Below are 13666 nucleotides of genomic sequence, written 5' to 3' on the forward strand. Positions count from 1 at the left end.
AAGGCTCCCCCAAGGCGGCTCGCCTGGCCATTTCGTGTCGTTTCGTGGATTTCGTGGCTCATTTACGTGTGATTCCGTGTGTTTCTGTGGCTGAACAATAGGATGCCTCATGTCTGATACCCGTCCTGATCCCGATGCGCTGCTAGATGAACTCAAACGCGAGGAGGAGCAGGCTAATCGCGGCCGGCTGAAAATCTTCTTCGGCTCCTGCGCCGGCGTCGGCAAGACCTTCGCCATGCTGGCCGCCGCTCGCATCAAGCAACAGGAAGGGGTCAAAGTGCTGGTCGGCGTGGTGGAAACCCACGGCCGCAAGGAAACCGCGGCGCAGTTGGACGGGCTGGAAGTGCTGCCGCCCAGCCAGATCGAGTACAAGGGCCGCACGCTGTCGGAATTCGACATCGACAAGGCGCTGGAACGCCAGCCGCAACTGATCCTGATCGACGAGTTCGCCCACTCCAACGTGCCCGGCTCGCGCCACCCCAAGCGCTGGCAGGACGTGGAGGAGCTGCTCGCCGCGGGCATCGACGTCTACACCACTCTCAATGTGCAGCATCTCGAGAGCCTTAACGATGTTGTCGGCCAGATCACCGGCATCATCGTCAGGGAAACGCTGCCGGACCATGTGTTCGACATGGCCGACGAAGTCTCGCTGGTGGACTTGCCGCCGGACGAACTGCTGTCCCGCCTCGCCGCCGGCAAAGTTTACCTGCCGCACCAGGCCGAGCGCGCGGTCAAGAACTTCTTCCGCAAGGGCAATCTCCTGGCGCTGCGCGAGCTGGCGCTGCGCCGCACCGCCGACCGCGTGGACGCGCAGATGCGCGCCTACCGCGCCGATCAATCCATCGCCCCGGTCTGGCATGCCCGCGAGCGGCTGCTGGTCTGCGTCGGACCCGGCCCCGGCACCGAGAAGCTGATCCGCAGCACCAAGCGGCTGGCCGCCAACCTGGACGCCGACTGGATCGCGGTCTATGTGGAAACACCCAATCTGCAGCGGCTGCCGGAAGAGCAGCGGGCGCGCGTGCTCAAGGGGCTGAAGCTGGCGCAAGAACTGGGCGCCGAAACCACAGTGCTGGGCGGCAGCGAGCTGGCCGCCACCCTGCTGGCTTATGCCCGCACCCGCAATGTGTCCAAGCTGGTGGTAGGCAAATCGGTGCGCAATCCGCTGGTCCGGCTGTGGCAAGGCTCGCTGGTGAACGAGCTGACCCGGCTGTCCGGCGATGTCGACATCTATGTGGTGGCGCATGAGCTGGAAGACGAATCAAGCCGCCGCGGCAAACGCGTGCGCAGCCTGCTGTTCAGCGAGGACGACGAAGGCAAGGCCAGACGCGGCTATCTGGCGGCGTCCGCCATCTGCTTCGCCACCACCGCCGTCAATCATCTGCTGGTGCCCTATTTCGCCTTGTCCAACGTCATCATGGTGCACCTGCTGGCGGTGGTGCTGATCGCTACCCGCTACGGCCGCGGGCCGGGCGTGCTGGCGTCCTTCCTGTCGGTGGCGGCCTTCGATTTCTTCTTCGTGCCGCCTCGGCTGTCGTTCGCGGTATCTGACACCCAGTATCTGCTGACCTTCATCGTGATGCTGGTGGTGGCCTTGATCATCAGCCAGCTGACGGCGCGCTTCCGCTTCGAAGCCACCATCGCCACCTACCGCGAACGCCGCACCCGCGCGCTGTACGACCTGGGCCGCGAGCTGGCCGGCGCGCTGACCGCCTCGCAGATCATCGAAACCGCCGTCGGCCGGCTGGAGCCGCTGTTCCGCGCCAAAGTGATGCTGTTCATCCCGAACAGCGAGGACCAGCTGCGCACCGCCACCGATTACGGCAGCGCCGCCGATACCGGCGTGGCGCAATGGGTATTCGACAACCTGCAGCCGGCCGGCCTCGGCACCAATACCCTGCCGTCCAATCCCGCGCTGTATGTGCCGCTGAAAGCGCCGATGCGTACCCGCGGCGTCATCGCCTTGCTGCCGGAGGAAACCATCCATGCCTTCCTGCCGGAGCAGCAGCGGCTGCTGGAAACCTGCGCCGCACAGATCGCCCTGGCGCTGGAACGGGTGCACTACGTCGAGGTGGCGCAAGACGCCATCGTGGCGATGGAGTCCGAACGGCTGCGCAACAGCGTGCTGTCGGTGGTGTCGCACGACCTGCGCACCCCGCTGACCACCATGCTGGGCCTGGCCAATATGCTGAATTCGCCGAATCTGCCGCCGGAACAGCAGGCCGACATCTCGCAGTCCATCCAGGACGAGGCGATGCGGATGAACAAGCTGGTGACCAATCTGCTGGACATGGCCAAGCTGCAGTCAGGCGTCAAGTTGAACAAGGAATGGCAGTTGCTGGACGAAGTGGTGGGCAGCGCGGTGCGCGCCTGCGAGCACACCCTGCGCAACCATAAGCTGGAGCTGCAGCTGGGCAACGATCTGCCGGTGCTGGAGTACGACGCGGTGCTGATCGAACGCGTGCTGGTCAATCTGCTGGAAAACGCCGGCAAGTACACGCCGGCCGGCTCGCATATTCAATTGGCCGCCCGGCATGAGGGCGACAAGATCCGCATCTCGGTCAGCGACGACGGCCCTGGCCTGCCGGCCAATATGGAACAGAAAGCCTTCGACAAATTCTCGCGCGGCACGCCGGAGTCCACCACGCCGGGCGTCGGCCTGGGCCTCGCCATCTGCCGCGCCATCATCGAAAACCACGGCGGCACCATAGACGCAGGCAACCTCCATCCGCACGGCGCCCGCTTCTCCTTTACCCTGCCGGCCGGCACGCCGCCCGCGCTGCCGCCGGAAGACGCCTGAACCCACAAGAGCGACAAGACATGAACGACGCACCTATTTCCGTAGTGATCATCGAGGATGAAAAGCCGATACGACGTTTCCTGTCCTCGGCGCTGGAAGAAGAAAATCTCACCGTCTACGAGGCGGAAACCGGCAAGCAGGGCCAGATCGAAGTAGCCACTCGCAAGCCCGACATGGTGATCCTCGACCTGGGCCTGCCGGACATGAACGGCATAGACGTCATCAAGAGCCTGCGCGAATGGACCGACATCCCGGTCCTGGTATTGTCCGCGCGGACCCAGGAAACGGAAAAAGTCGCCGCGCTGGATGCAGGCGCTGACGATTACCTGACCAAGCCGTTCGGCGTGGCCGAATGCCTGGCGCGCATCCGGGTGCTGCTGCGCCGCCGTATTCAGGGCAGCGCCGCGCCGCAGCAGAACTTCCAGTTCGGCGACATCAAGATAGACCTGGTCAACCGGCTGGTGCACAAGGGCGAAACGCCGGTACACCTGACGCCGATCGAATACCGGCTGCTATCCACGCTGATCCGCAACGCCGGCAAGGTGATCACCCATCGCGAGCTGCTGCTGGCGGTGTGGGGGCCATCGTTCTCCGAACACAACCAGTATCTGCGCGTCTACATGGGCCATTTGCGGCAAAAGCTGGAAGACAACCCGGCCATGCCGCGCCACATCGTCACCGAAACCGGCGTCGGCTACCGACTGGTGGAGCAGGAGCTGCGCCCCCAGGCCGAATAAAAAACCGAACCGATTAGAGCGGCCGTCAACGCGCGGCCGCTCCGGATAAAAGCAAATCAATGAAGGCATCGATATCGCGTTCTGCGCTCAGCTGTTCGGTCAGCAAACGATACCAACAGAAGCCGAAAATCATGTCCAGCAGCAATTCCTGATCGACCCCCTCCGCCAGTTCGCCGCGGCGCATCGCGCTTTCCAGAAGCTGGCGCGGCATATCGCGGCGACGCACCATGAATTCGTTCTTCATCTGAGCCAGCGTATGTGGATCAAGCTGCGCCTCGGCAATCACGCTGCGAAAGGCCTCGCCACAAATCGTGGAGCGCCATACCCTCCAAAGGTTATGCAGTAAAAAGGACAGATCGTCCCGTAGTGATCCCAACGCCGGAAATTGCCTCACCTGTTCACTTTCACATTCATACACTTCGGCAATCAGCGCCGCCTTGTTGGGCCACCAACGGTAAATCGTCGGCTTGCTAGCGCCCGCGCGGCGAGCAACCGATTCAATGCTGACCCCACAGTAGCCGGCCTCCTTCAGAATTTCTATCGTGGAGGCCAGAATGGCCTGATGCGTTTGTGGATTACGTGTTGCACCGGTAGAGCTTCTTGTCCGATTCTGCGGCATGAGAAACTGTCCTCCTATTCTGTTTTGAAATGAAATGACGTTGCCGACGTCCCAACCACACCTCCACCTCGTCATCGTCCAGCACCACCGCGACCAATCCTGAAGGCTATGCAGACGCATCAATGAGAAGGATGGGCAAAAAGCTCAACAAAACGAAACGTTTCGTTTTATCTAGAGATAGATATAGCCCTTGTTTTCTCATCACTTACAAGCAACGCCTGAATCCACAACGGGAAATCAAAAGTAAAAGACACTAATGAAGCGCATTGCAAACCGTGGACGACACTTTGCAACAAGCGCCAAGCCTTTAAAAAACATTCCCAAATGCATTCCGACTCGTACTCGATAGCAACATATCACTGAACCTCTCGCCAGCCATACCAATACCGTTTTCCGACATCCTATTTTGCAGAAAAACAACAGTACAGGCCAACCCAACAACAATACAGCCATACAAGTACATGAAAAATCAAAACAAGAACAATAAATTTAAATATTAAATTTAATGCTACATATCAAATCATGACCATCTATGATCTGATGTATCAGGACAATACTTTCACGCAGACAAAATTAAGAAAAGCGCGAAGAATCCATGCTCATAAATAAGAAACCTGTTTAATAACTTACACAGATAAAATCAAATGCCCTGTTAATTTCTCAGTTTTAGCAATTAAATAACAAAAATTTCTCCCTCATTTAATCATCATCAAAGCATCCATCACTCCTGTAAAACTGGCTGAAACAGTCTCCTCCCTTCTTTCAATACTTACCTGAACAAAACTTATTTAGATTTTCAATTTTTGAAAAATCTTGCTTACTCCACTAAAAGTGCAGCAATCAAATTGGCATGGCCATGAAATTATAAATTCACGGAATTTATTATTGACATCAAATGCCAACGGCATGTTAACTAAAAAAAGGAAACGGAACGTTTCGTATCTTTCTCGCGGCATGCAAGGCGCCACATCCTCAAAGCGGAGGAAACAGGCGCGGGTTGGCCGCCAGCAGAAAACTCCTGTTACTGATAAAGGAAGGGCCATGATGAAAGCAGGCATAGTGAGCTACGGCAGTGCCATCCCGGTTTGCCGACTCAAAATCGAAGACGTCGTCAGCGTCTGGAAGAACACCGAAACAGCGCTGATTCGCGATCATCTCGGCGTCAGCGAGCGCGCAGTTTTGCAAGCGGATGAAGACGTAATCACCCTAGGCGTCTTGGCAGCACAACACGCCCTGGAGCATGGCGGCCATCCCAATCTGGATGCGCTCTATCTGGGCACTTGCACCAATCCGTATGAGTCCCGCGCATCTGCCGCCGTGATCCTGGAAATGCTGGGCCAAGGCTATGACCTGTATTGCGCCGACATCCAGTTCGCCGGCAAATCCGGCACCAGCGCCCTGCAGATCGGCCAGGCGCTGGTGCGCGCCGGCATGGCCGGCCATGCCCTGATCATCGCCGCCGACACCATCAACCGCCACACTGCGCCGGGCGATCTGACCGAGTCTTACGCCGGCGCCGGCGCAGCAGCGCTGGTGCTGGGTTGTGACAAGATCATTGCCGAGATCGACGCCACCTTTTCCTGCGCCGCCGACGTGGCCGACAACATCCGTCCGCAAGGCGAACGGTACATCCGCTCTGGCATGGGGTTGGGTTCGGACAAAAACAGCATCGGCCTGGAAGAGCAAACCCATCGTGCGGTGCGTGGCCTGATGGACAAACTGAAAACGTCCCCGTCCGATTTCGATTATGCGGTTTTCCAACAAAACGTGACCGCCACCCCTCGCGCACTGGGTCGGCACCTGGGCTTCCGCGATGAGCAAGTCGAACCCTCCTTGTTCGCAGACAGCGTAGGCGATACCGGCGCCGCCAGTCCCTTGCTGGGACTGTTCCAGGTACTGGATCAAGCCAAACCAGGCCAGCGCATCCTGCTTGCCTCCTATGGATTCGGCGCCGGCAGCGACGCAATTGCCCTAACAGTGACCGACGCCATCGCCGAACATCAGCGCCGCGCGCGGCCACTGACAGCTCAACTAGCGGCTAAGCGCTATGTCGACTACGGCACAGCCATCAAGTACGAGTTCAAGTACCTGCGCCCGGATTACGCCTTGACAGCCTACCTCTGAGATCGCGAAACAGGAGAAACAATATGAGCGCACGTCGCGTCGCCATCGTGGCGGCAACCTATACGCCCAAGCCAGGCAGCAGCCGGGTCCGCCAAAGCTTCAAGGAAATGATTGTGGAATCAGCCTACCAGGCCCTGAGCGACGCCAAAATGGATGCTCGGGAAATCCAGGGTGTGGCTTACGGCTACCACGGCGAAGGCATTTCGGAATACGGCGGCCTAGGGCCGACCATCTCCGATGCCCTTGGCGTTAGTCCCGCCCCCACCTTCATCACCAGCTCGAATTGCACCAGCAGCTCGGTCTCGTTTCAGATGGGACATCAGATGGTAGCCTCCGGCGAATACGACATCGTATTGTGCGGCGGCTTCGAGAAAATGACCGACCACTTCAACTACGCCGAATATATCGGCTCCAGCACGGAGTGTGAATACGACTACTTCCTCGGCATCTCGCACACCGATGCTTTCGCGCTGGCCACATCCGAATACTTTCACAACTACGGCTACGCTGGACGCGAAGCCGATGTGCTGGCGGCCTTCGGCCGGCAGATGCGCATCTACGCGCACAATACCCCTTCCGCCACCCGCTACGGCCAGCCCATTCCCTCGCTGGAAGAACTGAAACGGAGCGAAGCCCATGGTTCTATGCTGGCTTGGGGCGAAGCCAGCGGCTGCACGATCCTGGTGGCCGAGCACCTGGCGCACAAGTACACCGACAAGCCGGTCTTTGTCAAAGGCTGCGCCTACACCGGCGTATCGCACTACTTCGGCACCCGCTATCACAACCCCACGCTGCGCCACCCCGGCCTCGCCACGGATACCGGCATGGCGCTGTCCGCCAACTCGGTCGCCTGCGCCGAGATCGCCTACAAGAAAGCCGGCATCAGCGCCAAGGACATCGACGTCGCACAAGTCTACGACCTGCTGGGCGCCGGCCTGATCCAGATGGAGTCGATGGGCATCTGCAAACCTGGCCAAGCCGGTCACTTCGTGCTGGAAGGCGGCATCGCCATCGACGGCGAAGTGCCGCTGAACACCGACGGCGGCAACATCGGCCGCGGCCACGCCTCCGGCTGCGACGGCATCCTGCACATCACCGAACTGTTCCGCCAGTTGCGCGGCGAGTCCGACAACCAGGTGAAGAACGCGCGCATCGGGGTATCGCAGAACCTTGGCGGCTATGCCGCCCATAACTCGGTCATCGTCTTGAGCAACGAATAAGGAGCGTCAGCATGTCCCTGTATCCGGAACATATTCATCGCATGACCACGGCCAGCATGCTGCGCGAATGGCGCGAGCATGGCGGCAAGTACCGCCTGGAAGGCAGCCGCTGCCAGGAATGCGGCGAGATATTCTTCCCGCGCCGCAGCGTATGCGGCGCCTGCAACTCGCTGCGCGTGGAGCCATACCGCTGCGCTCGCACCGGCACCATCGTGGCGATATCAGAGGCCGCCAACCCCATTCTCGCCGGCATGGGCTACGGCGAAACCATGCCGCGCCATATGGTGATGCTGAAACTGGACGATGGCATCGGGCTTGCCTCCGAGGTCGTCGACGTGCTCGATCCGTCCCAGCTAAAGATCGGCTCCCGCGTGCGCATGGTGATCCGCAAGCATGTGCGGGAGAGCAATCTGGCATGGCAGTACGCCTACAAATTTGTCTTGGAAGACTGATTGCGGCAAGGCGGCGCTTGACGCCGTTCCCTTGCGCTGACTGACCCGATCCGACGCTAACACTCAAACCCTGCATAGAGGTATGAATCATGTCCACACTTTGCCAACCGTCCGTGCTGTTCCCGCAATACAAGATCACCCAGGCCCAGATGATCGAGCATCTGGAAGAACTGCATGGCGATCATCCCCGCCTGCCGCTAGCCCGCAGAATGATCCAGAACACCGAAGTGAACACCCGCCACTTGGTGCTGCCCATCGACGAGCTGTCGGTGCATACCGGCTTCACCCACCGCAGCATCGTCTATGAGCGCGAGGCGCGCGCCATGTCTTCACAGGCCGCTCTGGAGGCGCTGGACAGCGCCGGACTGACCCCGCAAGACATTCGCATGGTGATCGTCACCTCGTGCACCGGCTTCATGATGCCGTCGCTGACCGCCCACCTGATCAATGACCTGAACATGGCGCAATCGACCATCCAGCTGCCCATTGCTCAACTTGGCTGCGTGGCCGGCGCCGCCGCCATCAACCGCGCCAACGACTTCGCCAGCCTGGACAGCCGCAACCATGTGCTCATCGTGTCGCTGGAATTCTCGTCGCTGTGCTACCAGCCGGACGACACCAAGCTGCACGCCTTCATCTCGTCTGCGCTGTTTGGCGACGCGGTCTCCGCCTGCGTGGTGCGCGCCGACGACGAAGCCGCCGGCTTCCACATCAAGGGCACTCGTTCCTTCTTCCTGCCCAACAGCGAGCACTTCATACGCTACGACGTCAAGGACACCGGTTTTCACTTCACCTTGGACAAGGCAGTGATGAATTCCATCAAGGACGTTGCTCCGGTCATGGAGGAGCTGAACCAAAAGGTATACAACCAGCAATGCGCATTTAACGACTTCTTCGTGTTCCACACCGGCGGCCGCAAGATCCTGGATGAACTGGTGAATAAGCTGGAACTGCCGGAAGACAAGGTGGCGCACTCCCGCACCAGCCTGTCTGAAGCCGGCAACATCGCCAGCGTAGTAGTGTTCGACGTGCTGCGTCGCCGCTTCGCCGCCAACACCGAGGAGGGTTCGATCGGCATGCTGGCTGCCTTCGGCCCAGGCTTTACCGCCGAAATGGCAGTAGGCCAGTGGGCGGCCTGAGATCGCCTGTTCGGTAAGCGTGGGTCTCTCCGCGCTTACCTCTCCCTCCGTTTCATCCCAAATCGCAACGCTTGCCGCGCATCGCGCCGGCCATCGGCATTCCTGCAATCGATCGCGGGAAGCCCCGTACCCGGCCGCGCACGCAGCAAAGCCTGAGGAAAAACGATGAAAAAGGCAATGCAGCTCGGTCCTGGCGCCGGACGTCACGAGACCATCATGGTGGTACTGCTGTCCCTTGGCTTTGGCCTGGTGGGGCTGGACCGTTTCATCATACTGCCGCTGTTTCCGGCCATCATGAGCGACCTGCAGATGAATTATCAGGACCTTGGCAATCTGTCGGCCGCGCTCGCCATGGCCTGGGGGCTGGCGGCATTGACAGTGGGCAGCATGATCCGTCGGCTAGGACGCAAAACCGTACTGGTCGGCTCCTTGCTCCTGGTCTCTGTATTGTCCGGCCTCTCTGCCTTAGCCGGTGCGCTGGCCAGCCTGCTGTTGCTGCGCGCGCTGATGGGTATTTGCGAAGGCTTGTTCACGCCTGCGGGCATTGCCGTAGCCACGGAGGTGTCACACCCAGATAGACGTGGCTTGAACCTGGGCATTCAACAGGCGCTGTTTCCCGTGCTCGGCCTGGCGCTTGGACCGCTGATCGCAGCTTGGCTGCTGGGGGCGATGCACTCTTGGCGCGGCGTATTCGCCATCGTCGCGCTGCCAGGCTTCATCCTGGCTTGGCTCATACATCGCCATTACGAACCGGCGCTGAGCCACAGCCTGCCGTCCTCTAACCAGGACGACGCGCGCCTGCCCTGGTGGCAATTGCTGCGTTTGGGCAATATCCGTCTCAACGTACTATTAATGTTCTGCATCTTGGCCTGCCAGTTCGTATTGTGCGCGATGCTGCCGAACTACCTGACCGATCACCTTCACCTGTCCACCATAGAAATGGCGTCTGTAATTTCAGCCATCGGCGTCGGCGGCTTCGTCGGACAACTGGTTGTACCGGGCCTGTCCGACCTGTATGGACGCAAACCGGCGGTCGTCTTGTCGTTCGCTGCCAGCCTGGCATTGGTGATACTGCTGAAACTGGCTCCGGCTCAACCCTGGCTGCTGTTTGCCTTGCTATTTGGCATTTCCTTTTTCAACTGCAGCCTCACCTGCCTCACTGTCGGCCCCCTCACCGGGGAATCCGTGCCTGCCGAGCTGATACCGGCGGCAACCGGCATCGTAGTGGGACTGGGAGAAGTGCTTGGCGGCGGGGCCGCGCCGGCCCTAGCCGGTTTCGTCGCCACCCACTTTGGTCTGCCGGCCATCCTGTATGTGGCGATGGGGGGTAGCATGGGCGGACTGGCGCTTTCTTGTCTGCTGAAGGGTCCGCAGGAGCAGCTATCCGATCTGCCAATACCCGATGAACTGCCCCTGGCCGCTCGGGCGCTGACAGAAAGAAACTGAGCGCGACCTACGCTATTGACAGTCCTCCGCCATCGGCATAATCTAACCGACATGCGCCGATTTGACACAGCTTGCGGGCGCTTAACAAATGCCAGCTAAAGCGTATCCGGATCAACCCGCTTGCGCTTACTCGGCCAGCGGGTTTTTTCTTGGCTGACTGACTGGCACCGTTCTCCCGCAAGCCGTCCCGATCGGCTCGGGCGCCGAGTTAATGACAACTTGCAGGGCGCCTAAAAATCCTGCTAAAGCGTCGCCGGCGGACTCAAGCCCGGCACGCACAGCGCGACCGAACTTGGGAGAGCCAAACATGTACGACTGCCTGCAAGACAGCTATACCGATTTCTCTTTTGCGATTTTTGATGCCGTGGGAAGACCTCGCCCCCTGTGTGGCAGCCTGAGCGCCACCCCCCTGCCGTCCGGCGACGGCCATGCGCTGCATGAGCTAGCCGCCTTCGCCCGCGATCAAGGCTATGACGTGGAACACCGCGATCAACAACTGACCGTAAGCGACATCAGCCTGGCCGATGCGCTGGCGATCAACGCCCGCTACGGCGACACGCTGATCATCAGCTGCGACCTGCGCCGCGATCCGCCGGTGAGGATTTGAGCCGACGCGACAGCATATGGCTCGCGCGTCTATAATTGGCGTTTTCCGCCGAAAATCCCGCCAAAGCCCATGCTGTTTGAACTCAATCGCGCCCCGCGCCACGAAATCATGGCCGAGGCGCGTCAGATCGCGCGCCTCGCGCTGCCGATGATGATCGCCCAGATCGCCCAAGTGGCGACCGGCTTCGTCGACACCGTGATGGCCGGCCGCGTCGGCACCGACGATCTGGCCGCCGTCTCGCTGGGCGCCAGCGTGTTCATCACCGTCTATGTGACGCTGATGGGGGTGGTCGCGGCGCTCAATCCCATCCTGTCCCATCACCTGGGCTCCGGCCAGACCGGCGACTTCAAGCGCGACGCCGCGCAAGGACTGTGGTTCGGCTTGCTCCTGGGCGCCTTGGGCGCGCTGTTGATGCTGCTGCTGGAAGCGCCGCTGCGCCATGTGCTGAACTTGCCGCCGCAAGTGATAGACAAAGTGATGCTGTTCATCACCGGCGCCGCCATCGGCATGCCTGCCGCGATGGCGCACCGCGCGCTGCACGCCTACGCCTCCAGCCTGGGCCATCCCAAACCCATCATGGTCGTCAGCCTGCTGGCGCTGGCGCTGAACATTCCGCTGAATTACATCCTGATCCACGGCCTGTTCGGCCTGCCCAAAATGGGCGGCGCCGGCTGCGGCTGGGCCACCGGCATCGTGTTCTGGTTCAACTGCCTGGCGCTGCTGGCCTATGTCAGCTGGCACAAGGCCTTCCGCGACAACCGGGTGCTGGCGTCCTTGTCCGCCCCCGACTGGCGCCGCTTCGCCGCCTTTCTGAAGCTGGGCACGCCCATCGGCCTGTCTTTCTTTGTCGAAGTCAGCCTGTTCTCTTTCATCGCGCTATTGATCGCCGAGTTGGGCACCGTGGTGGTGGCCACCCACCAATCGGTGCTGAACTTCTCCAGCCTGATCTACATGCTGCCGCAAAGCGTGGCCACTGCGCTGTCGGTGCGCGTCGGCCACCACGCAGGCGCCGGCGATTACAAAGCCGCCCGCTTCATTTCCGGCGTCGGCCTGGCCATGGGGCTGGCCATGGCCGGCGCCGCCATGATTCTGGTGCTGCTGCTGCGCGAACCCATCATGCGCATGTACAGCCAAGACCCGCGCGTCATCGCCATGGGCACGACGCTGCTGCTGTTCGCCGCCGTCTACCAGTTGACCGACGCCGCCCAGACCATCGCCTCCGGCGCGCTGCGCGGCTACAAGCTGACCGCCATCCCGATGGCCATTCACATTACCTCGTTCTGGATCGCCGGACTGGGGCTGGGCATCTTGCTCGGACTGACCGACTGGATCGTGCCGCGGATGGGCATCTACGGTTTCTGGACCGCGCTGGTAATCAGCCTGACGCTGGCCGGTCTGCTGCTCACTTATTATCTGGCCCGCGCCAGCCGCCAACGGCTGCGCCGCGACCAAGGAATCATGCTATGACCCTGCAGTTTCAAGCAGACGTCGATCTGCGTCCGTACAACACCTTTGGCCTGGCCGCGCGCGCCGCGCATTTCTGCCGGCTGGACGATCTGGCCGACCTATCCGCCCTGTTGACCCATCCGCTGTACCGCCAGGGTCCGGTGCTGTGGCTGGGCGGCGGCAGCAATCTGCTGCTGACGCGCGACTACCCTGGCCTGGTAGCCAAGGTGGCGCTGACCGGCATCCGCCTGTTGCGCGAAGACGGCGACCACGTGATCGTCGAGGCCGCCGCCGGCGAAAACTGGCACGATTTTGTGCTGCATACCCTGGCGCAAGACTGGTACGGCCTGGAAAACCTCAGCCTGATTCCCGGCACCGTGGGCGCCAGCCCGGTGCAGAATATCGGCGCTTACGGCGTGGAGGTGAAGGACCATCTGCACGAAGTCGTCTGCGCCCAATTGGACCGCGACGGCGCGCCGCTGGTGCTGTCCAATGCCGACTGCTGTTTCGGCTACCGCGACAGCGTATTCAAACACGAGGCTGCAGGCCGGCTGCTGGTGACCGCCGTGCGCTTCAAACTGTCGCGCACCGCCAGCCTGCGCACCGGCTACGGCGACATCGCCCGGCAGCTGGCTGCCGACGGCATCACGGCGCCGACCCCGAGCGACATCAGCCGCGCGGTCATCGCCATCCGCCAGAGCAAACTGCCGGACCCCGCCGTGCTGGGCAATGCCGGCAGTTTCTTCAAGAACCCGGTGGTATCCGCGGCGCTGGCCGACAAGCTCCTTGCCAGCCACCCGCAGCTGCCGCACTACCCCGCCGCCGACGGCCGAGTAAAGCTGGCCGCCGGCTGGCTGATCGACCAATGCGGCTTGAAGGGCTACCGCGAAGGCGACGCCGGCGTGCACGCCAAGCAGGCGCTGGTGCTGGTCAACTACGGCCAGGCCAGCGGCGCGCAACTGCACGCGCTCGCCCGCAAGGTTCAGGAAGCCGTGCGGGCGCGATTCGGCGTGGCGCTGGAGCCGGAACCGCTGATTTTGTAGTTTTTCTGCGGGAACCGATCCTGCGAAAGCCACTCT

11 protein-coding genes are annotated in these 13666 nt (G+C 61.0%); 10 read left to right on the plus strand and 1 reads right to left on the minus strand.

Annotation, left to right across the window (positions count from 1 at the left end; genetic code table 11):
• The first annotated feature begins 109 nt into the window (after positions 1-109).
• Positions 110-2797 (plus strand): DUF4118 domain-containing protein, encoded by a 2688-nt coding sequence (locus tag JHD59_RS10950; protein WP_103318751.1) that lies wholly within the window; start codon positions 110-112, stop codon positions 2795-2797.
• A gap of 20 nt (positions 2798-2817) precedes the next feature.
• Positions 2818-3534, plus strand: coding sequence for a two-component system response regulator KdpE (gene kdpE, locus JHD59_RS10955; protein WP_199154254.1), 717 nt, complete (start codon positions 2818-2820; stop codon positions 3532-3534).
• 25 nt (positions 3535-3559) lie between these two features.
• On the opposite strand, the gene JHD59_RS10960 is transcribed toward kdpE, so the two are convergent.
• Complete coding sequence (locus tag JHD59_RS10960) at positions 3560-4153, minus strand: TetR/AcrR family transcriptional regulator (protein ID WP_199154255.1); 594 nt, start codon at positions 4151-4153, stop codon at positions 3560-3562.
• Positions 4154-5197: 1044 nt separating this feature from the next.
• Here JHD59_RS10960 and JHD59_RS10965 point away from each other — a divergent pair.
• From JHD59_RS10965 to murB, 8 genes are all read left to right on the plus strand, one after another.
• Complete coding sequence (locus tag JHD59_RS10965) at positions 5198-6277, plus strand: hydroxymethylglutaryl-CoA synthase (protein WP_199154256.1); 1080 nt, start codon at positions 5198-5200, stop codon at positions 6275-6277.
• A 23-nt stretch (positions 6278-6300) separates the two neighbouring features.
• Entirely contained in the window at positions 6301-7497 is a 1197-nt protein-coding gene (locus JHD59_RS10970) for a thiolase family protein (protein ID WP_199154257.1), read from the plus strand.
• An 11-nt stretch (positions 7498-7508) separates the two neighbouring features.
• Complete coding sequence (locus tag JHD59_RS10975; protein ID WP_199154258.1) at positions 7509-7949, plus strand: Zn-ribbon domain-containing OB-fold protein; 441 nt, start codon at positions 7509-7511, stop codon at positions 7947-7949.
• Positions 7950-8038: 89 nt separating this feature from the next.
• Positions 8039-9088, plus strand: coding sequence for a type III polyketide synthase (locus JHD59_RS10980; protein WP_199154259.1), 1050 nt, complete (start codon positions 8039-8041; stop codon positions 9086-9088).
• A 165-nt stretch (positions 9089-9253) separates the two neighbouring features.
• The gene (locus JHD59_RS10985) at positions 9254-10534 is read left to right on the plus strand and encodes an MFS transporter (protein WP_199154260.1); all 1281 of its coding nucleotides are present in this window, start codon (positions 9254-9256) and stop codon (positions 10532-10534) included.
• A 307-nt stretch (positions 10535-10841) separates the two neighbouring features.
• Positions 10842-11141: a hypothetical protein gene (locus tag JHD59_RS10990; protein WP_199154261.1), complete on the plus strand. Its 300-nt coding sequence runs from the start codon at positions 10842-10844 to the stop codon at positions 11139-11141.
• A 69-nt stretch (positions 11142-11210) separates the two neighbouring features.
• Positions 11211-12608, plus strand: a complete 1398-nt coding sequence (locus tag JHD59_RS10995; protein ID WP_199154262.1) for an MATE family efflux transporter — start codon at positions 11211-11213, stop codon at positions 12606-12608.
• A complete protein-coding gene (murB, locus tag JHD59_RS11000) occupies positions 12605-13630 on the plus strand; it encodes a UDP-N-acetylmuramate dehydrogenase (protein WP_199154263.1) in 1026 nt (341 codons plus the stop codon). Before JHD59_RS10995 ends, murB begins: the two co-directional genes overlap by 4 nt.
• Positions 13631-13666: the final 36 nt, after the last annotated feature.

The sequence above is a fragment of the Chromobacterium sp. ASV23 genome (assembly GCF_016428945.1).
Classification (GTDB): Bacteria; Pseudomonadota; Gammaproteobacteria; order Burkholderiales; family Chromobacteriaceae; genus Chromobacterium; species Chromobacterium sinusclupearum.

What these genes read in the sequence shown, in the direction of transcription:
- JHD59_RS10950 (WP_103318751.1), top strand. Translation starts at nt 110, where the DNA reads ATGTCTGATACCCGTCCTGATCCCGATGCGCTGCTAGATGAACTCAAA.
- kdpE (WP_199154254.1), top strand. Translation starts at nt 2,818, where the DNA reads ATGAACGACGCACCTATTTCCGTAGTGATCATCGAGGATGAAAAGCCG.
- JHD59_RS10960 (WP_199154255.1), bottom strand. Translation starts at nt 4,153, where the DNA reads ATGCCGCAGAATCGGACAAGAAGCTCTACCGGTGCAACACGTAATCCA.
- JHD59_RS10965 (WP_199154256.1), top strand. Translation starts at nt 5,198, where the DNA reads ATGAAAGCAGGCATAGTGAGCTACGGCAGTGCCATCCCGGTTTGCCGA.
- JHD59_RS10970 (WP_199154257.1), top strand. Translation starts at nt 6,301, where the DNA reads ATGAGCGCACGTCGCGTCGCCATCGTGGCGGCAACCTATACGCCCAAG.
- JHD59_RS10975 (WP_199154258.1), top strand. Translation starts at nt 7,509, where the DNA reads ATGTCCCTGTATCCGGAACATATTCATCGCATGACCACGGCCAGCATG.
- JHD59_RS10980 (WP_199154259.1), top strand. Translation starts at nt 8,039, where the DNA reads ATGTCCACACTTTGCCAACCGTCCGTGCTGTTCCCGCAATACAAGATC.
- JHD59_RS10985 (WP_199154260.1), top strand. Translation starts at nt 9,254, where the DNA reads ATGAAAAAGGCAATGCAGCTCGGTCCTGGCGCCGGACGTCACGAGACC.
- JHD59_RS10990 (WP_199154261.1), top strand. Translation starts at nt 10,842, where the DNA reads ATGTACGACTGCCTGCAAGACAGCTATACCGATTTCTCTTTTGCGATT.
- JHD59_RS10995 (WP_199154262.1), top strand. Translation starts at nt 11,211, where the DNA reads ATGCTGTTTGAACTCAATCGCGCCCCGCGCCACGAAATCATGGCCGAG.
- murB (WP_199154263.1), top strand. Translation starts at nt 12,605, where the DNA reads ATGACCCTGCAGTTTCAAGCAGACGTCGATCTGCGTCCGTACAACACC.